Source organism: Aquipuribacter aurantiacus (genome assembly GCF_051216895.1).
Classification (GTDB): domain Bacteria; phylum Actinomycetota; class Actinomycetes; order Actinomycetales; family JBBAYJ01; genus Aquipuribacter.
In genome coordinates this window covers 117,631-139,518 of record NZ_JBPKAO010000001.1, presented here as the reverse complement: position 1 = coordinate 139,518, position 21,888 = coordinate 117,631, and the positions used below count along the sequence as shown (strand labels likewise).

Genomic DNA, 21,888 nt, shown 5'->3' with positions numbered 1-21,888 from the left:
CCGACCGTCGGACCGATCAGGGCGGCCCGTCAGATCGCGCCCGTCAGGTCCGCCCCGTCAGATCGATCCGGGCGTCACCCGCCGCGGCAGCGGCAGCTCGTCCGCGCGCCAGGTCGTCATGCCGCTCGCGGTGCGCAGCGTCGCCACCCGCCCGGCGCCGTCCCGTGTCGCCCGGACCTGCTCGCCGACCGCGCCGTAGCCGGGCCCGGCGGCCATCACCAGGGTGTCGGCGTCGACGACCTCCAGGTCGACCACGGCCGCCGTCGGGTCGGCGAGCGACGGGTTCAGGCCGACCAGCCGGTCCCCCAGCAGGGCGATGTCCTGCACCCCCCACAGCGTCGCCCACCGGCCGACGAAGGCGTGGGCCAGGTCCTTCTGCGGCGGCGTCAGCGCGTGCCGACCGGGCGTGGCGGCCAGGTCCACCAGCTTGACCGCCCCGACGGCCAGCTCGAGCGCAGGGCCGTCGATGGCGTTGGTCAGCACCGACACCGCCAGACCGCTGCCGGGGTCGAGCAGGGTGCGGGTGATGTGCCCCGGCCAGCCGCCGCCGTGCCCGACCAGCCGCCGCTCGCCCACCGTGCTCACGCCCATCCCGAGGCCGTAGGCGTCCCCCGGGGCGCCGGGCACGTCCCACCAGCCGTGCTGCAGCTGGCGGCGGGCCTGCGGGTCCAGCAGCCGCGGGTCGTCCGCGTCGCCGTCGCCGTCCCGGTGCGCCGCCACGTACCGGAGCAGGTCGGAGGCGGTCGAGCAGAACCCCGTCGCGGCCGCCATGGCCCGGGTCCCGACCTGGTCGACGGGGACACGCGCGTCGGCGTAGGCGAGCGAGGTGTACCCCGTGGCGACCCGGTCGGCGAGCGGGTCGCCCGGGGCGAGGTCCGCGGCGGTGGAGGTGAGCCCGAGCCGGTCCACCACCCGCTCGTGGACGGCCTGCGCCCACGTGGTCCCCGTGGCCGAGGCCACGACCAGGCCGAGCAGGGCGTACCCGATGTTGGAGTACTTGAAGGCCACGTCGGGGCCGGTGACCACGGCGTCGCGCACCACCTCGCGCAGGTCGGCCTCGTCGTGGAAGGGCCGACGCAGCTGCCACTGGTCGCCGTCGAGGCCGTCCCGGACCAGACCGGCGCTGTGGTTGAGCAGCTGCCGCAGCGTCACGGCCCCGACCCCCGCCGAGGCGTCCGCGGTCCACGGCAGCCACGCGTCCAACCGGTCGTCCAGGCGCAGCACCCCCTCGGCCGCCAGCTGGTGCACGACGGTCGCGGTAAAGGTCTTGGAGTGCGACGCCACCCGGAACACGTGCTCGGTGGTGAGGGTCGTGGCCGCCTCGACGTCGGCGAGGCCGTGGGCGGTGCTCAGCAGCACCTGCCCGTCCAGGCCGACGGCCCCCTGCACGCCGGGCACCCGGTGGTGCCGGCGCCGGAACGCCCACCAGGAGTCGACGTAGCCGGTCGTGCTGCGGACGAGGTCGTGGGTCAGGTCGGGTGCGCTCACAGCGGCCGAGTCTGCCGCAGGGCCATGATGGGCCGGTGGCCGACGAGACGTCCCGGACCGACGGGGCACCCCTGACCTACGGGACGTACCTGCGCGTGGACGACCTGCTGCGCCTGCAGCGGCTCAGCTCGGACCCGCCGGAGCACGACGAGCTGCTGTTCATCACCATCCACCAGGTCTACGAGCTGTGGTTCAAGCAGATCCTCTGGGAGCTCGACCGCGTCGTGCGCCTGCTCGGCACCGACGACCGGGCCCGGGCCCGCCACACGCTCGGCCGGGTCCGGAGCATCGTCAAGGTGCTCGTCAGCCAGCTGGACGTGCTCGAGACCATGACGCCGCTGGAGTTCGCGTCGTTCCGTGCGCACCTGGAGTCCGGGTCGGGCTTCCAGTCCGCGCAGTTCCGCGAGGTCGAGTTCGTCCTGGGTCTCAAGGACCGCGCGGCCATGCGTCGGGCCGAGCACGACGAGGCCCGCGGCCGGCTGCAGGCCCGCCTCGACGCCCCGTCGTTGTGGGACGCGCTGCTGGCCCACCTGTCGCGCACCGGGCACCCGGTCGACCCCGGTGACGAGGCCGCCGTCGAGGACGCTCTGGTCGACCTCTACCACCACGACCCGGACGCCGCCGGGCTGTGCGAGAGCCTCGTCGACCTGGACGAGGGCCTCCAGGAGTGGCGCTACCGCCACGTCAAGATGGTCGAGCGGACCATCGGCGCGAAGATGGGGACCGGCGGCTCCGACGGGGCGGCCTACCTGCGGTCCACGCTGCGGCCCGCGTTCCCGTTGCTGTGGTCGATCCGGAGCCGGTTCTGATGGACGCCCCGCACGACCCGCGGGCGCTGGCCGAGCACTACCGGGCCGCCCGGGTTCACGAGCGGCTGCTGCTGACCGGGCACAGCCACCAGGCCTGGCCCGACGTGGCCCGCGACGGGCAGCTCGAGGCGTTCGACGACGCGACCGCGCTGGTGGACGAGAAGTGGGAGCGGGCGTTCGCGAAGGCCACGCGGGTTCAGGACGGCTGGTTGCGCTGGCTCGGTGACGACGGCTCGGGGGTGGTGACGCTGGGCGACAGCACCCACACCCTGCTGGTCCGGCTGATGTCCGCGCTGGACTGGGCCGCCCGGCCGCGGGTCGTGACCACCGACGGGGAGTTCCACTCCGCGCGCCGGCAGCTGGCCCGCCTCGCCGAGACCGGGGTGGAGGTCGTCCGGGTCCCGGCGCAGCCGGTGGCGACCCTGGCCGAGCGGGTCGCGGCGCGGGTGGACGACCGGACGGCGATGGTGCTGGTGTCCAAGGTGCTGTTCGGCACGGCCTCGGTGGTCCCGGGCCTGGCCGCGACCGCGGCCGCGGCCCGGCGCCACGGCACGGTGCTGGTCGTGGACACCTACCACGCGCTGGGGGCGCTGGACTGGTCGCTGGGCGACGACGACCTGCTCGACGCGTTCGCGGTCGGCGGCGGCTACAAGTACCTGCAGCACGGCGAGGGGTCCTGCTTCCTGCGCCGGCCGGCCGGGTCGCAGCTGCGCCCGGTCGTCACGGGCTGGTTCGCCGAGTTCGCCGACCTGGCGACCACCCCCGCCGGGGAGGTCGGCTACGGCCCCGGCCCCGAACGGTTCGCCGGGTCCACCTACGACCCGACCAGCCACTACCGCGCCGCCCGGGTGCTGGAGTTCTTCGACGCCCAGGGCCTCACGCCCCCTCGGCTGCGACAGGTCAGCCGGCACCAGGTCGGGCGGCTCGCGAGCGCCGTGACGGCCCTGGACGTCGATCCGGCGGTGCTCGAGGTCGTGGTGCCCGACCCCGACCTGCGAGCGGGCTTCCTGGCCCTGCGCACCCCTCACGCCGGGCCGTTGCAGGCGGCGCTGCGCGAGCGCGGCGTCCTCACCGACCACCGCGGCGACGTGCTCCGTCTCGGCCCCGCGCCGTACCTCCGCGACGACCAGCTGGACGAGGCCGTCGCCCTCCTGGCCGAGGCCCTCCGAGGTCTCTGACCCGGTTCCGGCGCGCCCGCGTCCGGGACCGGCGCGCCCGCGTACCGGGCAGCGACGGGCCACCGGTCGACCCGGCTCCATGACCGTCGAGCCTGCGTGCCGTGTCGCTGGGCGGTACGGCGCGGGCCCCGACGGGGCGACCCGGACCCGGTCGGTGCGCGCGGCGGCGCCGGCCGGCGCCTGAGTCAGGGGCGGTCCAGGCAGGCCCGGACCCGGTCGGTGCGCGCGGCGACGCCGGCCGGCGCCTGAGTCAGGGGCGGTCCAGGCAGGCCCGGACCCGGTCGGTGCGCGCGGCGACGCCGGCCGGCGCCTGAGTCAGGGGCGGTCCAGGCAGGCCCGGACCCGGTCGGTGCGCGCGGCGGCGCCGGCCGGCGCCTGGGTCAGGGGCGGTCCAGGCGGGCCCGGACCCGGTCGGCCAGCGAGCGCCGCCCCTGCTTGGCGTCCTGCTCGACCCGGCGCCCCTCGACCTCTCGGGCGTCGGCGAGGGCCGGGTCGTCGGGCGCCCTCGACCTCGTGACCGCCGCGTCCATGGCGCGCTCCTCCGCGTCGGCCTCCCGCGAGGCCTGGACCGCCGCCCAGGCGACCGCCGCGAACGGCACCGCCAGGATGGCGCCGACGATGCCGGCCACGATCGACCCCGCCGCCAGGGCGAGCAGGATCACGAGGGGGTGGAGCGACAGGCTGCGACCCAGGACGATCGGGGCGAGGAAGTTGCCCTCGATCTGGTTCACCGCGATGACGATGCCGAGCACGATCAGCGCCTCGACCGGGCCCTGCAGGGCCAGCGCGATCAGGACGGCCACCGAACCGGCCGCCACGGCCCCGATGATCGGCACGAAGGCACCGACGAACACGAGCAGCGCGAGCGGCAGGGCGAGCGGGGTGCCGAGGATCAGCAGACCGACACCGATGAGCACCGAGTCGACGAGCGCCACCACCGCCGTCCCGCGGACGTAGCCACCGAGCACCGACGAGGAGCGCGTCCCCACCAGGTCGAACCTCGCGTGGGTCCGTTCCGGCAGCTGGTCGCGGAAGAAGGCCCACATCTGCCGCCCGTCCTTGAGCAGGTAGAACAGCACCACCAGGGCGAGGACGACACCGGTGGCGACCTGGGCGACCGCGGTGGCCCCGGTGACGGCACCCGACTGCACCGCGGAGCCCTGGAGCACGCCCTGCAGCTGCTCGGTCAGGTCACCGACGTCCGTGGCGGGCAGGCCGAACGGGCCGGAGGCGATGTACTCCTGCAGCTGCGTGATCCCGTCCGTGACCCCCTCACGCAGCTCGTCGAACTGCTCCGCCACCGAGTCGCCGACCAGCCAGGCCACCGCCCCCAGGGCCGCGAGCCCCATGACCAGCGTGGTCCAGACGGCCGCCAGGCGTGGCATCCGACGGTCGAGGAGGTCGACCAGGGGCGTGGCGGCGGCCGCGATCAGCACGGCGATGAGGACCGGGACCACCACCAGTCGCAGCTGCACCCCGACGAAGGTCACCACCACCACCATGGCGAGGACGAGCAGGGTCTGGGCGCTGCGCGTGGCGATCCGGCCGAAGCCGTCGTGCCAGCGTGCCTTGGTGTCCGGTCGGTCCATGCAGGCGAACGTACCCGCGCGGGGTGCGATGAACCCTCGACGTGGGCGCCCGGGTCCCGGGGGCGGGCAGGATGGACGCATGCAGAGCACCCACCACGACGTCGTCGTCGTCGGGGGCGGCCACAACGGGCTGACCGCCGCGGCGTACCTGGCCCGAGCCGGTCGACGGGTCCTGCTCCTGGAGCAGGCCGACCACCTGGGCGGCGCCTCGGTCAGCGAGCAGGTCTTCCCGGGGGTGGACGCGCGGCTGTCGCGCTACTCCTACCTGGTCAGCCTGCTGCCGCAGCAGGTCCGCACCGAGCTCGGGCTCGACCTGCGCCTGGTCCGCCGCCGGGTGTCCTCCTACACCCCGGACCCCCGGCGCGGGGCGACGTCGGGCCTGCTGGTCACCGACGACGACGCCGCCACCACCGCGTCGTTCGAGCGCATCGGCGCCGGCGGCGACCGGCGCGGCTGGGACCGGCTGTACGCCCGCACCGCCCGCGCGGCCGAGGCGCTCTGGCCGACGGTGACCGAGCCGCTGCTGTCCCGCGAGCAGGCGCGGGCGCGCGTGGGTGACGACGAGATCTGGGACCTGCTGGTCACCCGGCCCGTCGGCGTGGGGGTGGCCGAGGCCGTGCAGGACGACCTGGTGCGTGGTGTCGCCCTCACCGACGCCCTGATCGGCACGTTCGCCGACCCGGCGACGGACCTGCTCGCCAACCGCTGCTTCCTCTACCACGTGATCGGCGGCGGCACCGGGGACTGGGACGTGCCCGTCGGGGGGATGGGCGCCGTCTCCGGGGCGCTCGCCGGCTCCGCCCGCGACGCCGGCGCCGACCTGCGGACCGGGGCACGGGTGGTGCAGCTGGACCCGGCCGGTCGGCTCGTGGTCGACGTCGACGGCACGGAGCAGGTCGTGACCGCCGACCGCGTGGTGTGGGCCGGGGCACCGGCCGCACTGGACCGCGCGCTGGCCGCGGCCGGCGCCGAGGACCACGGCGGGGCCGGGGACCCGGTCAGCGACGCCACCCCCGAGGGCTCCCAGCTCAAGGTCAACATGCTGCTGCGCCGCCTGCCCCGGCTGCGCGACGAGGCCGTCAGCGCCGAGGACGCGTTCGCCGGCACGTTCCACGTCAACGAGACCGCCGAGCAGCTGGCCACGGCGTTCGCGCAGGCCTCCGCGGGCCGGATCCCGGACCTGCCGCCGTGCGAGGTCTACTGCCACACCCTGTCCGACCGCTCGATCCTGGGTCCGGGGCTGCGGGAGCAGGGCGTGCACACCATGACCCTGTTCGGGCTGCACATGCCCGCCCGGCTGTTCCGCGACGACCCGGACGGGGCCCGCGAGCGGGCGCTCGCGGCGACGCTGGCCTCGATCGGGTCGGTGCTGGCCGAGCCGGTCGAGGACGTGCTGCTCACCGACGGGCAGGGGCGTCCGTGCCTGGAGGTCCGCACGCCCGTCGACCTGGAGGGTGACGTGGGGCTGCCGGGCGGGCACATCTTCCACCGGGACCTGTCGTGGCCCTGGGCCGAGCGCGACGGCGACGTCGGCACCTGGGGCGTGGCCACGGCGCACGACCGGGTCCTGCTGGGCGGGGCCGGGGCCAGGCGCGGCGGTGGCGTCAGCGGCATCCCCGGAAGATCGGCGGCCATGGCGGCGCTGCAGCAGTCATGACCGCCACCCCGACGACCCCGGGCAAGAAGGACTTCAGCGAGCTCTACACGAGCCCGGACCCACGCCCGTACATGCGCTACTTCGCCACCCAGGACTACCGGGTGCTGGCCGCGGGGGGCGAGCTCTACCGCCGGGTGGTCGACGCGATGGGCGACCCCGGGTCGCTGGTGGACGTCTGCGCGTCCTACGGGCAGGACGCCGCGGTCCTCAACCACCACCTGAGCGGGCAGGAGCTGTTCGACCACTACACCGCCGACGTCGCGGCCAGCCTGTCCCGGGACGAGCTCGCGGCGCGCGACCGGGACTTCTACGCCACCCGTCGCCGCTCGTCCGCCCTCCCGGTCCTCGGCCTGGACGCCTCCGCGCCTGCGGTCGGGTACGGCGTCGACGCCGGTCTGCTGAGCGCCGCGGTCGCCGGTGACGTCGAGGCCGACCCTGCCGTGGACCTCTCCCCGTTCCGCGACGCCGGGGGCGTCGTGGTCACCGGCGGCGTCGGCTACGTCGGCCCGCTCACGTTCTCGCGGCTGCTGGACAGCACCGCCGGCCGGCCGTGGGTCGCGGGTCTGGTGCTGCGCTGGGTCGACCTGACGCCGCTGGCCGACGAGCTGCGGTCGCGGGGCTACCGGGTGCAGGTCGCCGAGGACGCCCCGGTGGTACAGCGCCGGGTGGCCGACGACCAGGAACGGACGGCCATGCTGGACCGGTTGCGCGAGCTGGGTCGCGCCGTGGGTCCGGTCGAGTCCGGCGGGCACCACGCCGCGCTGCCGTTCCTCGCGGTGCCGGACGGTGGTCCGACCCCGGACCTGGACGCGCTCGTCCGGGGCCTGGAGGCGGTCCGGTGACCGACGTGACCGGGCTGCGCGAGGCACTCCTCGCGGGCCCGGTCGTGCTCGACGGGGGTCTGGCCACCCACCTCGAGGCGCGCGGGCACGACCTCACCGGGGACCTGTGGTCCGCGCGGCTGCTGCGGGACGACCCCGCCGCGGTGCGCGACGCGCACGAGGACTACCTGCGGGCCGGGGCCCAGGTCGTCGTGAGCGCGTCCTACCAGGCCTCGGCCCAGGGCTTCGCCCGGCTCGGCCTGGGCCCGCAGCAGTCCTCGGCGCTGGTCGCCCGCTCGGTCGAGGTCGCGCGGGAGGCCGTCGAGCGGGTGGGCCGACCGGCCTGGGTCGCCGGGTCGGTGGGCCCGTACGGGGCCGTGCTGGCCGGCGGGCAGGAGTACACCGGCGAGTACCTCGACCCCGGTCACGACGGCGGCCGCCCCCTGACGGTGGCGGGGCTGCGGGCGTTCCACCGCGAGCGCATGTCCGTGCTGGCCGACGCCGGGGCGGACGTCCTGGCCCTGGAGACGGTGCCCGCGCTGGCCGAGGTCGAGGCCCTCCTGCTGGCCGCGGGCGACGTCGGTGCACCGGTGTGGCTGTCGTTGACCACGGTCGTGGGGGAGGACGCGGTCGTACGCACCCGCCGGGGCGAGCCCGCCGAGGAGGCGTTCGCCATGGCCCGCGACGTCCCCGAGGTGCTGGCGGTCGGCGTCAACTGCTGCGACCCGTCGGGGGTCGCGGCCGCCGTCCCGGTCGCGGCCGCGGCGTCCGGTCTGCCGGTGGTCGTCTACCCCAACAGCGGGGAGGTGTGGGACGGCGCCGCCCGCCGCTGGACGGGTCGTCCCGACCTGGACCTGGCCGCGGCGCAGGGCTGGGTCGACGCCGGGGCCCGGTTGGTGGGCGGCTGCTGCCGGGTGGGGCCCGAGCAGGTGGCCGCGCTGGCGCACGGGCTGGCGCACGGGCCGGCGCACGGGCCGGGGGTCTCCCGACCGTGCTGACGGCGTCCGGACACGCCGCACCGGTCACGGGATGATCGCTGCCATGCCCCAGGACACGCCAGCGACCGTCGACCTGAACGCCGACGTCGGCGAGGGGTTCGGCCGCTGGCGGCTGACCGACGACGAGGCGCTGCTGGACGTGGTGTCCAGCGCCAACGTGGCCTGCGGGTTCCACGCCGGGGACCCCAGCACGATGCGGCGGCTGTGCCTCGCGGCGCACGCGCGCGGCGTGAGCATCGGGGCGCACGTCGGCTACCGCGACCTGGCGGGCTTCGGCCGCCGGTTCGTGGACGTCGCGGCCGACGAGCTGCGTGACGACGTCGTCTACCAGGTGGCGGCCCTGGTCGGCACGGCGGCGTCGGTCGGGGCGAGGGTGCGCTACGTCAAGCCCCACGGGGCGCTGTACAACGCGATCGTCCACCACCACGACCAGGCCCGCGCCGTGGTCGAGGCGGTCGCGGCGGTCGACCCGACGCTGCCGCTGCTGGGGCTGCCGGGATCGGTCGTCCTCGACCTCGCGGCCGCGGCGGGCCTGCGGACCGTGACCGAGGCGTTCGGCGACCGGGCGTACACGGCGCAGGGCACCTTGGTGCCGCGCGGCGTCGAGGGCGCGGTGCTGCACGACGTCGACGAGGTCGTCGCACGCTGCCTCGCCATGGCCACCGGGCGGCCCGTCGAGGACATCGGCGGGGCGCCGCTGCAGGTGACGGCGCGGTCGCTCTGCCTGCACGGCGACACCCCGGGCGCCGTCACCACCGCCCGCGGGGTCCGTGAGGCGCTGGACCGGGCCGGTGTGGCCGTGTCGGCGTTCGCCTGATGCGGCTGCTGCCGTCGGGGTCGCGGGGGGTGCTCGTCGAGCTCGACGACCTGCCGCAGGTGATGGACCTGCACGCCCGGCTGCGTCACGCCGCCCTGCCCGGGGTGGTCGACCTGGTGCCCGCAGCCCGCACCGTCCTGCTCGTCCTGGACCCGAGGACGACCACGGCGGCCGCGGTCGCCGACGGCGTGCGCGCCGTGGCCGGTCGGGGCACGGTCGAGGCGGTCGTGCCGGCCCCGGAGCCCTCGGAGGTGCCGGAGCTCGTGGAGGTGCCCGTGGTCTACGACGGGCAGGACCTGGCCGAGGTCGGCCGGCTCACCGGCTGGGGTGCCGACGGCGTCGTGGCCCGGCACACCGGCACCACGTGGACGGTCGCGTTCGGCGGGTTCGCCCCCGGCTTCGGCTACGCGGTCGCCGACTCCGGGCCGACCTGGCAGGTGCCCCGCCGGCACGAGCCCCGGCCCCGGGTCCCGACCGGTTCCGTGGCCGTGGCCGACGGCTGGACCGGGGTCTACCCGACCGCCTCGCCGGGCGGGTGGCAGCTGCTCGGCCGCACCACCGCGACGGTGTGGGACCTGGACCGCGATCCCCCGGCCCTGCTGCGTCCCGGCGTGCGGGTGCGGTTCGTGGCGACGTGACGTCGCAGCGGCCACGCGCCGCCGGCACCGGGCCCCGGCTGCGCGTGCTGGCCAGCGGGCCGGCCACGACGGTCCAGGACGAGGGCCGGACCGGGTACGCGGCGTGGGGGGTGACGCGGTCCGGGGCCTGCGACCGGGCGGCCTACCGGCTGGGCAACCGGCTGGTGGGCAACCAGCCGGGGGCCGCGTCCCTGGAGGTCCTGCTGGGCGGGTTGCGGCTGACGAGCGACCGGCCCGTCACCCTGGCCGTCACGGGCGCGCCCTGCGGCGGCACGCCGCTCGGGGCGCCGTTCGTGCTGCGGCCGGGACGGACCCTGCACCTGACGCCTCCCCCGGTCGGCCTGCGCAGCTACGTCGCCGTCCGCGGCGGCGTCGACGTCGAGCCGGTCCTGGGGTCACGGTCCACCGACACGTTGTCGGGCCTGGGTCCGGCCCCGCTTCGCGCCGGTGACGAGGTGCCCGTGGGCCCGGCCGGCCCACCGATGCCGGGGGTCGACCTCGCCGCCGTGCCGCACCCGCCCGCGGACCTGGTGCGCGTGCGGGTCGTCCCGGGTCCGCGCCTGGACCGCTTCACCGCTCACGCCTGGCCGGCCCTGCTCGACGTCGGGCGCGTGGTGGGCCCGGCCAGCCCACCGATGCCGGGGATCGACCTCGCCGCCGTGCCGCCCCCGCCCGCGGACCTGGTGTGCGTGCGGGTCGTCCCCGGTCCGCGCCTGGACCGCTGCACCGCTCACGCCTGGCCGGCCCTGCTCGACGTCGCGCGCGTGGTGGGGCCGGAGAGTGACCACGTGGGCGTCCGGCTGCAGGGGGGTCCGCTGGTCCGCGACGAGGTCACGGGGTCCGCCGAGCTACCGAGCGAGGGCGTCCTGCGGGGCGCCGTGCAGGTCCCGCCGTCGGGCACGCCCGTGGTGTTCCTGTCCGACCACCCCGTGACCGGGGGCTACCCGGTGGTGGCCTACGTGCGGGACGACGAGCCCCGGTCCGACGTCGACCGGCTCGCCCAGGCCCGCCCCGGGCAGGTCGTCCGGTTCACGCGCTGAGGCCCGCCGAGGCGCTCAGAGCACCTGCAGCGTCATCCCCGCATCGCGCAACCGACCCACGAGCACCTCGCCCAGGGCCGTGGCGGGCGTCAGGACACCGGCCGCCTCGGGCAACCGGTCACGGTCGAGCGCCAGGGCGAGCGCGCTCTCGCCGAGCATCCGGGCCGTGGCGGCGTAGCCGGGGTCGCCCGGGGAGGACACCGTCGCCTGCACGAGGCGTCCGGTGCTGGTGCGGGAGTGCAGCCGGACCGAGAAGTACCCCGCCTCGCGGGCCTTCTCGTCCGGCCCCGTCCCCACCGCCGGGAGCACCTTGTCCAGCAGCCGGCGCGTCGGGGGCAGCGCCATGCCGAGCCCCAGCGCCCCCGTCCCGACCGCCAGCCCGGCCGCCAGCGGCGCACCGAGGACCCGTCCCCACCGCCGGGAGTACCTTGTCCAGCAGCCGGCACGTCGGGGGCAGCGCCATGCCGAGCCCTAGCGCCCTCGTCCCGACCGCCAGCCCGGCCGCCAGCGGCGCACCGAGGACCCGCCCCGGCAGGCCGACCGACTCGCGGTAGGTGAAGCCGCGCCCGTAGGAGTAGTCGGACAGGGCGTTGCTGCGCCGCACCACCCGGCTGTTGACCGGACCCATGACGAACGGGGCGAGCCAGCGACCGGCGTCCTCGTCCCAGGTCACCCCCCAGGAGTCGGGGCCGTCGCCCGGGCCGTCCACGGTGCGGTCGGGCTCGCGGCCCCGGTCCGGGCTGAGCGAGTACGGGTCGGCGACCAGGCGACGCGCCTGCCGGTCGGAGCGCATCCGGTCCACCTGCGCCCGCAGGGAGTCGACGGTCCCGCCGCTGAACCCGCCGGACGCGCCGGTCAGCACGAACCGCGTCCGTCCCAGCTCGCCCAGCCCGTGCGTGGCCGCGGCCCGCGCGAGCAGCAGCACCCCCAGGTCGGACGGCACGGAGTCGAACCCGCAGGCGTGGACCAGCCGCGCGCCCGTGCGCTGCGCGGTCGCGTGGTTGGCGTCGATGCTGGCCCGCATGAACAGCACCTCGCCGGTGAGGTCGACGTAGTCGGTGCCCTCGCCGGCGCAGGCCCTCGTCAGGGGCAGCCCGAAGCGCTCGTACGGGCCGACGGTGCTGGCGATGACCCGGGTGCGCCGCGCCACGTCGCGCAGGGCCGCGTCGTCCTGGGCGTCGGCGACCAGTAGCGGCCAGGCCGCGGCGCGGTCACCGAGACCGTCGCGGACCTCACGGAGCCGGTCCGGCGACCGACCGGACAGCCCCACCCGCACCCCGTCCGGGGCGTGGCGGACCAGGTGCGCGGCCACGAGCCTGCCCGCGAAGCCGGTGGCACCGTGCACGACGACGTCGAGCTCGCGGGACTCCTGGACGGCCATCACGCCACCGTACGCACCGTCGCGGCGCCCGCCCGTCGAACGCCTGCGTGGCCGTGTCCCGGCTCCCGCGCCACGCTCCGCTCGTGCTCCCGTTCGGCCACCTCGCGCGGTTCGTCGGCTCCAGCGGCGTGATCGGGGCGTGGGGGCCGCGGTGGGTGGCGTGAGGGCTCGTCGGCAAGGTGCCGGTGGGTCTGCTCGTCGGTGGCGCGGTGGGGTGGCTGCTGGCGCGGGTGGCCTTCCGGGTGCGCAGACCCCACAGAGGTGTGAACCACCCCCCGGGTGGGGATCCCCCGCGCATGACGTTCAGCTCCGGTGGCAGCTTCGAGGGTGGGCGCGTGCGCAGCCGCCGCGGCGGCGCGGCCGCCGCCGGCGGTGGGGTCGGGATCCTCGGCGTCGCCGCGTTCCTGATCTTCCAGTTCACCGGCGTCGACATCGGCCCGGTGGTCGACGGCGCCCGGTCCGGCGGGGCACAGGAGCAGGAGTCCGTCGTGGGCGACTGCACCGCCGAGCAGGCCAACACCGACCGCGCGTGCCGGCTGTCGGCCACCGTGCAGTCGCTCGACACCTACTGGGCCACGACCCTGGCCGCGTCGGGCGGTGAGCTGGTCCGACCCGGGGTGGTCGAGTTCACCGACGCGACGACGTCGGGCTGCGGTCAGGCGACGTCGGCGACCGGGCCGTTCTACTGCCCGGCCGACCAGGGCATCTACATGGACCTGGGGTTCTTCGACCTGCTGCAGACCCAGTTCGGCGCCTCGGACGGCCCGCTCGCCGAGATGTACGTGACGGCCCACGAGTACGGCCACCACATCCAGAACGTCACCGGGGTGTTCGACACCGCCGACCGCAGCGCCGGGTCCGGGGCCGGCCAGGTCCGCCTGGAGCTGCAGGCCGACTGCTACGCCGGGATGTGGGTGGGAGAGGCCGCCACCACGGTCGACCCCGACACCGGCGAGGTGTTCCTCGAGCCCGTCACGGCCGAGCAGCTGGCGGACGCGCTGTCGGCGGCGGAGGCCGTGGGCGACGACCACATCCAGGAGGCCTCGGGCGGTCAGGTCGACCCGCACACCTGGACCCACGGCTCCAGCGAGCAGCGGCAGCAGTGGTTCACCACGGGCTACGAGCAGGGCTCCCTCACCGCCTGCGACACGTTCGCCGTCGAGGACCTCTAGCGCGAGCGGGCCTCGTGGCCGGGACGGCCGTCAGTGCGCTCGGACTCCTTCATGGGGGCCGGACGGACGTGCCGCTCGTCGGGCCGCTCCGGTCGGGCACCGCGTCGTCGGGCTGCGCGTCGTCCACGCCGTCGGGCCGCGCGTCGTCGACCGGGTCAGCCGGGGTCGGGCAGCATGCCGTAGGCGTGCGTCGGGTTCACGGCCAGCAGCAGCCTCCGCTCACGGACCATGACGCGGCGGTACTCGTCCCAGTCGGGGTGCTCCTCACCGGCCGCGTCGCGGTAGTACCGCACCAGGGCCTCGACGGTGTCGTCGTCGGTCTCGCGGGCCACGGGGGTGGTCTCGGCGTCGCCCTCGACCACCACGTAGCTCCAGAAGTCGGGCGCGCTGACGTGCAGGGACACCCGCGGGTCGCGGCGGGCGTTGCGGGTCTTGGCCCGGTCGTCGGTCACCGACACCACGAACCGGCCGTCCCGGACGACGTGCATGACGTTGGACGACTGGGGTCGACCGTCCCGCTTGAGGGTGATGAGCACGCTGCGCCGGTGCTGGGTGGCGAAGGAGACCGCGTCGTCGAGTTCCACCTGTGCATCCTCGTGCCGGGACCTCGGCCCCGCACCCGGGGCTGTCGGTCCCCCGGCCTGCACCACGGCCTCCGGCTCGTCGCGGACCGGACCGCCGCCGAGCGCTCGCAGCCGGCCCGAGACGCGCACCTCGACCACGACCCCGTGGAAGTGCGGCGGCACGTGGTCGCACACGGCCTGCTCGGTCACGGAGACGGTGATGACGTAGTCGCCCTCGCGCCGGCCGATGCCGATACCGGTGACCCCGGGCAGCCGCCCCAGCTCCGCACGGAGCTGGTCCTTCGCGGCGCGGGCGGTGTCCCGGTCGGTCATCCGAGAAGGATGGCACCCAGCTCGTCGAGGACGTCGTCGACGACGTTGCAGAACGTCAACCCGAACCCGTCGTCACCACCGGCCTCGCTGCCGGCGAACAGCAGCCCCACGGCTCGGCCCCCGCCGGCCAGCCGCACGAGCGACCCGCTGTCGCCCCCGCGCGAGAAGGGCCCCGCGGTCCCGTCCGGGCCACCTGCGGTCCCGCTCACCTCGACCTGCCCGTCGAAGCGGAGCAGCCCCACCCCCTCACCGAGGTCCACGACCACGTCGTCCACCTCGATCGCCGTCACCCGGCCGCGGGTGAGCCCGGTGGTCCGGCCGAGCTTCTCGACCAGCTCGTCGCCGTCCAGCCGGGCCGTGCCCGAGGGGTGCAGGTCGACCTCGACACCGGGGTCCGGGCGGGCGATGGCGGCGTCGACCCGGTTGGCGCCGGCCGGGTCGAACGGCACGGCGGTCTCGAGCACCCCGACGCGGTCCTGCGCCCGGCCGCCGTCGGCCGGACCGGGCTGCCGCACCACGTCCCCGGGCGAGGCGAGCCCCGCGCGGGCCAGCACGTGGCTGTTGGACAGCAGGAAGCGCTCGCCGTCACGCTCGACGACGCCGCCCAGCGTGCCGGCCGTGTCGGCCTCGTGGCAGATCGAGCACCCCGGCACCAGGGGCCGGAGCCGGCCCTGCAGCTGCTCCGGCGTGGGGGTGGTGAGCGGCCGCACCGACCCGATGCGGCGGACGTCGACCTCCCGGTCCCCGACCGCGTCCCGCAGCTGCCCGACGAGCCGGGCCACCAGCGGCCCCTCGTGCCGGTAGCGCACGGCGAGCGCGTAGCCGGCACCCCGCGGGGCCGCGCCCAGGGCCACCGGACCCACCATCGGCGCCCGCCCCGCGACGCCCCGCACCGCCACCCGGGACAGCCACGCCTCCTTCAGCTCCCGTACCGACCCCAGCTCCATCACGCCAGGCTGTCAGCGGGGCCGGACACCTGCTCGGCGGTCGGCCCGCCGGTCACCGACAGCAGCAGCTGGGCGGTCGCGAGCGGCTCGTCCCACGGCGGCAGGTGACCGGAGCGGTCGAACCAGTGCAGCGCGGCCCCGGGGACCGCCCGCTGCGCGCGGTGCGCCTGCGCGGGCAGGCAGAGCCCGTCGCGGCGCCCCCAGGCGACGGTCACCCGGCGCCCCCGGGTCCGCTCGGCCGGGACGACGACCGGCGGACGGCGGCGGCCGAGGTGGCGCAGGCCGGGCACGAACGACGGCGTGCAGCCGAAGAGCCGCGACGAGTCCGGCACCACGTCGCTCAGGTGACGGGGCCGCGGCGAGAGCGGCCGCAGCAGCACCTCGCGGCCGACCCGGGTGCCGAGGATGGCGGGGGCGACCGGGCGCAGGACGGTGACGAGGACCAGCGCCGCCCAGGCCACCAGCAGGAACCAGACGCGCCCCACGAGGCCCCAGTACCCGCTGGGCGCGAGGGCGACGACGTCACCGCCGTGGCCGCGGCGCAGCAGCTCCAGCACCACCTCCGCGCCCATCGAGCTGCCCACCAGGTCCGCGCCGAGCAGGTCCTCCTCGTGCAGGAGGGCCTCCACCCGGTCGGTCATCGTGCCCACGGTGAGCGGCCCCGGCAGCGACGGGGCGTGCCCGAAGCCCGGCAGGTCGAACGTCACGACCTCGCGGTGCAGCCGGAGCAGCGGCACCACGTGGCGCCAGCAGTCGTGGGTCGCGCCGAGGCCGTGCACCAGCACCAGGGGTCGCCCGGACCCGACACGGCGCAGCACCGGCAGGGCGGGGTCGGTCACGGGTCGGTCTCGTCTCGTCCGGGGTCTTCGAGATCATCGGCGGTCGGTACCCGACCCGCCAACCCAACCGTCCCCGACCGGCCGCCGCACGACACTCTGCAAGCGCTTGCGGAAATCGCCCCGGTCTGTGCATCGTGATCCCACGAACAGCGGCCCCCCCGACGTCCGGTCGTGCGGGAGGCCAGTCGCACCTGGTCGAGGAGGACCTATGCGGACCCGCCCATCCCCCCTGCGCACCACCGTCGTCGCCCTGACGGCCGCCGCCCTGGTCGTCCCGGTCTCGCTGCTGGGCAGCGGGCCGGCCGGAGCGGCCGTCGACGACCCGCTCCCCGGTCCCGTGGTCGTCCTCGACGACTTCGAGGACCAACAGCTGCCCCGCACGACGGACCCCGACGGCAACGCCATCGGCGTCTTCGAGTTCTCCGGCGACGGCTACGCCTACAGCTACGTCGGTGCCGGCGCCCCGCCCTGGACCCCGTCGCCCGGTGGCGGCGAGAGCCTGGTGCTGGGGTCGAACACAGGCAGCTTCGCCGGCCTGGTCCGCATCTTCACCGGCGGCGACCCGCTCGACTGGGCCCCCGTCGACGCCTCGGCGTCCGCCGGGTTCTCGGTCCGGTTCTTCGGCAGCGGCTCCGGCACCGGGATGTTCCTGGACCTGCTGGACAACCGCTCCGAGGGCTCGACCCGCGACGACGCCGGGCGCTGGACGGTGTCCTGGATCGACGACACCCCCGGGTGGCGCACGCTGTCGTGGGAGTGGGACGAGTTCGCCTTCAAGAACATCGGCAACGGCGCCCCGGACGACGGCCTGACGCTGGAGGAGATCAACGGCTACGGCTTCGGCACGCTCGGCACGGGCGGGGGCGAGCGGCAGTTCGCCTTCGACGACGTCGCGCTGTTCGGCGAACGCCCGCTGACGGTGGCCTTCGACCCGCCCGTGACCCGCGTCGGCGAGGGCGAGACCGCCGAGCCCAGGATCCGGCTCAGCCGGGCCACCGACCGCGACGTCACGATCGACTGGGCCACGAGCGACTCCACCGACCGCACCGCCACCGAGGACCTGGTCGCCACCCCGGACCGTGACTACGTGCCGAGCGCGGGCACGGTCGTCATCCCGGCCGGCGAGCGCGACGCGTTCCTCAGCATCCCCGGCCTGCAGGACGACACCTGGGAGGTCGACGAGTCGTACCAGGTCGTCCTCACCGACACCGACGGCCTGCCCGGCGGGCCCGCCACCCGCGGTGTGGTCAGCCTCATCGACGACGACCCCCGCGACGAGCGGCTCGTCGAGGACGGCCAGGAGCCCGGTCTGCTCGAGGCCGGCCCCCGCGGCACGGTCGACGTGACCGAGGTCCCGGTCGGCAGCCCGCTGGCCCGGCCCGGCCAGGTCTACACCGAGGACGTCGTCACCGGCCGCGGTCCCGGCACCATCGGCCGCACGTTCGCCGAGCCGCAGGACTGGTCGGACTCCGACGGCCTGTCGTTCTGGTACCGCGGCACCGGCTCGCGCGGCCGGGTCCAGCTCGAGCTGGCCGAGAACAGCGCCCCGGACCCCGGCCCCGACGGCTGGGAGCTGAAGTGGTCCGACGACTTCGACGGTCCCGCCGGCAGCCTGCCCGACCCCGACAAGTGGTCCTTCGAGACCGGTGGCTGGGGCTGGGGCAACCAGGAGCTGCAGTACTACGCCGAGGGGGCCGAGCACGCCTCGCTGGACGGTGAGGGCAACCTGGTCATCCGCACCGCCGAGGTCGAGGACCCCGAGGCCGCCGACCTGCCCTGCTGGTACGGCCCGTGCGAGTACACCTCGGCCCGCCTGGTCACCGAGGGCAACGCCGAGTTCCGCTACGGCCGGATCGAGGCCCGGCTCAAGGCCCCGGCCGGCACGGGCATCTGGCCCGCGTTCTGGAGCCTCGGTGACGACTTCCGCGACGTCGGCTGGCCCACCACGGGCGAGATCGACTTCTACGAGTTCGTCGGCCGGGAGCCCTTCGACGTGTTCGCCACCATCCACGGCCCGGGGTACTCCGGCGGGCAGTCCTTCGGCGACACCATCACCCTGGACCGGCCCGTGCCGGAGGAGTTCCACACCATCACGACGGAGTGGCAGCCGGGCCTGATCGAGTGGTACCTCGACGGGGTCAAGTTCCACGAGGCCACGCCCGAGGACGTCGCCCCCAACGGCTGGCCCTTCGACAAGCCGTACACGCTGCTGCTGAACACCGCCCTGGGCGGCAACTTCGGCGGCGCGCTCGGGGCGGACCTCGAGCTGCCGGGCGAGTACCTGGTGGACTACGTCGAGGTCTACGGGCCCCCGGACACCGCCGAGCGGTTCACGGCGTCGTTCCAGGACACCAGCGGCTGGCAGCAGGTCACCGTGCCGTGGTCGTCGTTCCGCCGCGACCGGCAGCAGCCGGCCGGGGCACCGGCCGACGGTCTCACCCTGACCGAGGTCAACGGCTGGTCGCTGCGGACCCCGGGCCGCACGCCGTTCTACCTCGACGAGGTCCGCCTGACGGACTGAGTCCGGGGCCGTCCGACGGCCACGCACCACCCGGGAGGGCCGGGCGCCGAGGCGTCCGGCCCTTCCGCGTCGTCGGTGCCCAGGTCTAGCGTCGACGCAGCGACCTGGGAGGGGACCGAGATGGCGCAGGCGACGCAGCAGACGACCGGTGGCTTCGTGGCGGAGGCGGACCTGGCCCTGCACCGGGGCGAGCTGACGGGGTACTGCTACCGGATGCTCGGGTCGGTGCACGACGCCGAGGACGCCGTGCAGGAGACCATGGTCCGGGCCTGGCGGTCGATGGACTCCTTCGAGGGCCGGTCCAGCGTGCGCTCGTGGCTGTACCGGATCGCCACCAACGTCTGCCTGGACGCCATCGCCGGCCGCAAGCGGCGGGCCACCCCGCTGGAGATCGGCGGTCCGTCCGCCCCGGTGCAGTCCTCCCTGGGCGACCCCCGACCGCACGAGGAGTGGCTGGAGCCGCTGCCGTGGCGCGGGGTGGCGCCGGCCACGACCGACCCGGCCGAGCAGGCCGCCGAGCGCGACAGCGTCCGGCTGGCCTTCGTGGCGGCCTTGCAGCACCTCCCCCCGCGTCAGCGCTCCGTCCTCATCCTGCGCGACGTCCTCCGGTTCAGCGCCCAGGAGGTCGCCTCTCTGCTGGGGAGCAGCGTCGCCTCGGCCAACAGCGCGCTGCAACGGGCCCGGGCGACCCTGGCCGCCCACCACGACGACCCGCGGCCGCTCGACCCGCTGGACGACGCCCAACGGCACCTGCTCCAGCGCTACGTCGAGGCCTTCGAGAGCTACGACATCGACGCGTTCGTGGCGCTGCTGCACGAGGACGCCACCCAGAACATGCCGCCGTTCGCGCTGTGGCTGCAGGGGGCGCAGGACCTGGGCGACTGGATGCTCGGGCCGGGCATCGCCTGCAAGGGCTCCAGGGTCCTGCGGGCGGAGGACGCCAACGGCTGCCCGGCGTTCGCCCAGTACAAGCCCGCCGCCGACGGCGACGGGTACGAGCCGTGGGGCCTGCACGTCCTGGAGATCACCGACGGTCGGATCGCGGCCATCACGTCGTTCCTGGACACCCGGCTCTTCGCCCGGTTCGGGATGCCGGACCGGCTGCCGGCCGACGGCGGCTAGGACGGGCGGGGCCCTGCACCTGGGAGCATGCAGGGTGCTCCTGCTTGTCGCCCCCGCCCTCGCCCACCGCCGACCGCAGCCGTGAGGCTCGGTCGGTCGACCCGTCCCGGTGCGCCCTCGCCCGATGAGCGGGGTGAGCACCCCACGGCCCCGTCAGGCCCCCTGGTGCCCCACTGGCTGCTGCGTTGCGCCGCCTACGGCGCCGTCCTGCTGGTGCTGGTCGCCGTGCTCGCGGTGCTGGTCGCTGCGGCCCTGGAGGTCGCCCTGGTCACGTTCTCGCTGGTGGTCGCCGTGCTGCTGGTGGCCCTGACCGAGCCGGCCGCCGGCCGGCTGCGGCGGCGCGGGGTGCCGTCGGTCCTGGCGGCCCTGCTGAGCCTGCTCGTCCTCGTGGGCGTTCCCGTGGCGATCCTCCTGCTGGTGGTGGACAACGTCCTCGCCCAGGTGGACGACCTGACCGGCGCTCTGACGGGCGGGGTGGAGACGGTGTGGCAGTGGCTGGTCGACGGGCCGTTGCAGCTGGACGCGGACCAGGTCACGGCCCTGCAGGAGCAGGCCACCAGCGGGCTGCAGTCCGTCGCACCCACCCTGGCCTCGGGCGTGCTCACCGGCGCCTCGACGGTGGGCACCGCCGTGACGGGGACCCTGTTCGCGTTGGTCGCGGTGTTCTTCCTGCTCAAGGACGGCTCACGGATGTGGGCGTGGCTGCTCAGCTGGGTGCCGTCGCGGCACCGGGAACGGACCGACGGCGCCGGTCAGGAGGCCTGGACCGCCCTCACCGGCTACGTCCGCGGGACCGTCGTCATCGCGGTGGTCGACGCCGCCCTGATCGGGACCGGGCTCCTCCTCGTCGGCGTGCCCCTCTGGCTGCCGCTGACCCTGCTGACGTTCCTGGCCGCGTTCGTACCCATCGTGGGTGCCGTGGTCGCCGGGGCGGCCGCCGTGCTGGTGACCCTCATGACCGAGGGCCCGACCGACGCGATCATCATCCTGGTCGTGGTCCTGCTGGTGCAGAACGTCGAGGGCGAGATCCTGCAGCCGCTCGTCATGGGCAAGGCCCTGAGCCTGCACCCGCTGGCCATCCTGACCACGGTCACGTGCGCCACCCTGCTGCTCGGCATCGCCGGTGCGGTGGTGGCGGTGCCGCTGGTCGCCTCGGCCTACAAGGTGGCCTCCTACCTGGCCGGCCGGGGCGAAGCCGAGCAGCGGACCAAGGAGGAGCTCGAACGCTCGTCGAGCTAGGCGGGGTGTCGCCTCGACGTGTGCACCCGGTCGGGCGCCGACCAGAGCACCGTGGGCCCGAGCGGCGGGGAGCGCCCGTCAGGCCCGCAGGTGGCTGTCGTCGTTCCAGACCTGGACGACGCGGTTGCCGTGCTCGTAGCCGAGCCGGCTGAGGGTCGCGGTCCCCAGGACGAAGCTGCGCCCGTGCAGCGCCGGCAGACCCAGCCAGCGGGCGGTGAGGATGCGCAGCATGTGGCCGTGCGCGACCACCGCGACGTCGCCGTCGGCGACCTCGACGCGGGCGATGACCCGGTCCGCCCGCTCGCCCACCTCCTCGACCGACTCGCCCAGACCGGCCCCGTGCGTCCAGACGGTCCAGTCCTCGACCTCGGTCTGCATGTCGGCCGTGCTGCGGCCCTCGGCCACGCCGTAGTCCCACTCCATCAGGTCGTCGACCAGCTCGGCCGCGTCCCCCAGACCCGCCAGGCGGGCGGTGTCGGCGGCCCGACCCAGCGGGCTGCACAGCACCAGGGCCAGGTCCAGGCCCGCGAGCGCCCGACCGGCCCGTTCGGCCTGTTCCCGGCCGGTGTCGGTCAGGGGGATGTCGGTACGACCGGTGTGCCGGTGCGAACGGCTCCACCCGGTCTCGCCGTGGCGGACGAGGAACACCTGGGACGTCATGCGGTACAGGCAACCGCACCCGGGCCGCCCGCGCGAGCAGCCGGACCGGGCCCGGTTCTGCACGACAGCCCCGGGC

The 21,888-nt window shown here is 75.6% G+C and carries 20 protein-coding genes; 12 read left to right on the top strand and 8 right to left on the bottom strand.

Annotated features, from left to right (window positions below; translation table 11 throughout):
* Nucleotides 1-57: 57 nt before the first annotated feature.
* Entirely contained in the window at nucleotides 58-1,488 is a 1,431-nt protein-coding gene (locus tag ACR80Q_RS00700) for a serine hydrolase domain-containing protein (protein ID WP_435375611.1), read from the bottom strand.
* 35 nt (nucleotides 1,489-1,523) lie between these two features.
* On the opposite strand from ACR80Q_RS00700, the gene ACR80Q_RS00695 reads away from it, so the two are divergent.
* Complete coding sequence (locus tag ACR80Q_RS00695) at nucleotides 1,524-2,297, top strand: tryptophan 2,3-dioxygenase (protein WP_435375610.1); 774 nt, start codon at nucleotides 1,524-1,526, stop codon at nucleotides 2,295-2,297.
* Nucleotides 2,297-3,475, top strand: a complete 1,179-nt coding sequence (locus ACR80Q_RS00690; RefSeq protein ID WP_435375609.1) for a kynureninase/PvdN C-terminal domain-containing protein — start codon at nucleotides 2,297-2,299, stop codon at nucleotides 3,473-3,475. The genes ACR80Q_RS00695 and ACR80Q_RS00690 overlap by 1 nt, the downstream gene beginning before the upstream one ends.
* Before the next feature lie 380 nt (nucleotides 3,476-3,855).
* Here ACR80Q_RS00690 and ACR80Q_RS00685 read toward each other — a convergent pair whose 3' ends face one another.
* Nucleotides 3,856-5,064, bottom strand: coding sequence for an AI-2E family transporter (locus ACR80Q_RS00685; RefSeq protein ID WP_435375608.1), 1,209 nt, complete (start codon nucleotides 5,062-5,064; stop codon nucleotides 3,856-3,858).
* 79 nt (nucleotides 5,065-5,143) lie between these two features.
* On the opposite strand from ACR80Q_RS00685, the gene ACR80Q_RS00680 reads away from it, so the two are divergent.
* The 6 genes from ACR80Q_RS00680 to ACR80Q_RS00655 are packed head-to-tail and all read left to right on the top strand — an operon-like array spanning nucleotide 5,144 to nucleotide 11,035.
* A complete protein-coding gene (locus tag ACR80Q_RS00680; protein ID WP_435375607.1) occupies nucleotides 5,144-6,721 on the top strand; it encodes a phytoene desaturase family protein in 1,578 nt (525 codons plus the stop codon).
* Nucleotides 6,718-7,563, top strand: coding sequence for a hypothetical protein (locus ACR80Q_RS00675; RefSeq protein ID WP_435375606.1), 846 nt, complete (start codon nucleotides 6,718-6,720; stop codon nucleotides 7,561-7,563). Before ACR80Q_RS00680 ends, ACR80Q_RS00675 begins: the two co-directional genes overlap by 4 nt.
* Entirely contained in the window at nucleotides 7,560-8,540 is a 981-nt protein-coding gene (gene mmuM / locus ACR80Q_RS00670) for a homocysteine S-methyltransferase (RefSeq protein ID WP_435375605.1), read from the top strand. Before ACR80Q_RS00675 ends, mmuM begins: the two co-directional genes overlap by 4 nt.
* Before the next feature lie 43 nt (nucleotides 8,541-8,583).
* Nucleotides 8,584-9,357, top strand: coding sequence for a LamB/YcsF family protein (locus tag ACR80Q_RS00665; protein ID WP_435375604.1), 774 nt, complete (start codon nucleotides 8,584-8,586; stop codon nucleotides 9,355-9,357).
* Nucleotides 9,357-9,995 (top strand): 5-oxoprolinase subunit B family protein, encoded by a 639-nt coding sequence (locus ACR80Q_RS00660; RefSeq protein WP_435375603.1) that lies wholly within the window; start codon nucleotides 9,357-9,359, stop codon nucleotides 9,993-9,995. Before ACR80Q_RS00665 ends, ACR80Q_RS00660 begins: the two co-directional genes overlap by 1 nt.
* Complete coding sequence (locus ACR80Q_RS00655; RefSeq protein ID WP_435375602.1) at nucleotides 9,992-11,035, top strand: 5-oxoprolinase subunit C family protein; 1,044 nt, start codon at nucleotides 9,992-9,994, stop codon at nucleotides 11,033-11,035. Before ACR80Q_RS00660 ends, ACR80Q_RS00655 begins: the two co-directional genes overlap by 4 nt.
* 15 nt (nucleotides 11,036-11,050) lie before the next feature.
* On the opposite strand, the gene ACR80Q_RS00650 is transcribed toward ACR80Q_RS00655, so the two are convergent.
* Together ACR80Q_RS00650 and ACR80Q_RS00645 are read right to left on the bottom strand one after the other, a co-directional pair.
* Nucleotides 11,051-11,194 carry a hypothetical protein gene (locus tag ACR80Q_RS00650; protein ID WP_435375601.1) on the bottom strand — a complete coding sequence of 48 codons (144 nt, stop codon included), beginning with the start codon at nucleotides 11,192-11,194 and terminating at the stop codon, nucleotides 11,051-11,053.
* Nucleotides 11,154-12,416, bottom strand: coding sequence for a saccharopine dehydrogenase family protein (locus ACR80Q_RS00645; protein ID WP_435375600.1), 1,263 nt, complete (start codon nucleotides 12,414-12,416; stop codon nucleotides 11,154-11,156). Before ACR80Q_RS00645 ends, ACR80Q_RS00650 begins: the two co-directional genes overlap by 41 nt.
* Before the next feature lie 296 nt (nucleotides 12,417-12,712).
* On the opposite strand from ACR80Q_RS00645, the gene ypfJ reads away from it, so the two are divergent.
* A complete protein-coding gene (gene ypfJ / locus ACR80Q_RS00640) occupies nucleotides 12,713-13,588 on the top strand; it encodes a KPN_02809 family neutral zinc metallopeptidase (RefSeq protein WP_435375599.1) in 876 nt (291 codons plus the stop codon).
* Nucleotides 13,589-13,743: 155 nt separating this feature from the next.
* On the opposite strand, the gene ACR80Q_RS00635 is transcribed toward ypfJ, so the two are convergent.
* The 3 genes from ACR80Q_RS00635 to ACR80Q_RS00625 are packed head-to-tail and all read right to left on the bottom strand — an operon-like array spanning nucleotide 13,744 to nucleotide 16,270.
* A complete protein-coding gene (locus ACR80Q_RS00635; RefSeq protein ID WP_435375598.1) occupies nucleotides 13,744-14,484 on the bottom strand; it encodes a PPOX class F420-dependent oxidoreductase in 741 nt (246 codons plus the stop codon).
* Entirely contained in the window at nucleotides 14,481-15,431 is a 951-nt protein-coding gene (locus ACR80Q_RS00630; protein WP_435375597.1) for a chymotrypsin family serine protease, read from the bottom strand. Before ACR80Q_RS00630 ends, ACR80Q_RS00635 begins: the two co-directional genes overlap by 4 nt.
* Nucleotides 15,431-16,270: an alpha/beta fold hydrolase gene (locus tag ACR80Q_RS00625; protein WP_435375596.1), complete on the bottom strand. Its 840-nt coding sequence runs from the start codon at nucleotides 16,268-16,270 to the stop codon at nucleotides 15,431-15,433. The genes ACR80Q_RS00630 and ACR80Q_RS00625 overlap by 1 nt, the downstream gene beginning before the upstream one ends.
* A 208-nt stretch (nucleotides 16,271-16,478) precedes the next feature.
* On the opposite strand from ACR80Q_RS00625, the gene ACR80Q_RS00620 reads away from it, so the two are divergent.
* From ACR80Q_RS00620 to ACR80Q_RS00610, 3 genes are all read left to right on the top strand, one after another.
* On the top strand, nucleotides 16,479-18,791 hold the full coding sequence (locus ACR80Q_RS00620; RefSeq protein ID WP_435375595.1) for a family 16 glycosylhydrolase: 2,313 nt from the start codon (nucleotides 16,479-16,481) through the stop codon (nucleotides 18,789-18,791).
* A gap of 120 nt (nucleotides 18,792-18,911) precedes the next feature.
* Entirely contained in the window at nucleotides 18,912-19,913 is a 1,002-nt protein-coding gene (locus ACR80Q_RS00615) for a sigma-70 family RNA polymerase sigma factor (protein WP_435375594.1), read from the top strand.
* A 165-nt stretch (nucleotides 19,914-20,078) separates the two neighbouring features.
* The gene (locus tag ACR80Q_RS00610; RefSeq protein ID WP_435375593.1) at nucleotides 20,079-21,152 is read left to right on the top strand and encodes an AI-2E family transporter; all 1,074 of its coding nucleotides are present in this window, start codon (nucleotides 20,079-20,081) and stop codon (nucleotides 21,150-21,152) included.
* A gap of 78 nt (nucleotides 21,153-21,230) precedes the next feature.
* On the opposite strand, the gene ACR80Q_RS00605 is transcribed toward ACR80Q_RS00610, so the two are convergent.
* Nucleotides 21,231-21,812 (bottom strand): histidine phosphatase family protein, encoded by a 582-nt coding sequence (locus ACR80Q_RS00605; RefSeq protein WP_435375592.1) that lies wholly within the window; start codon nucleotides 21,810-21,812, stop codon nucleotides 21,231-21,233.
* Nucleotides 21,813-21,888: the final 76 nt, after the last annotated feature.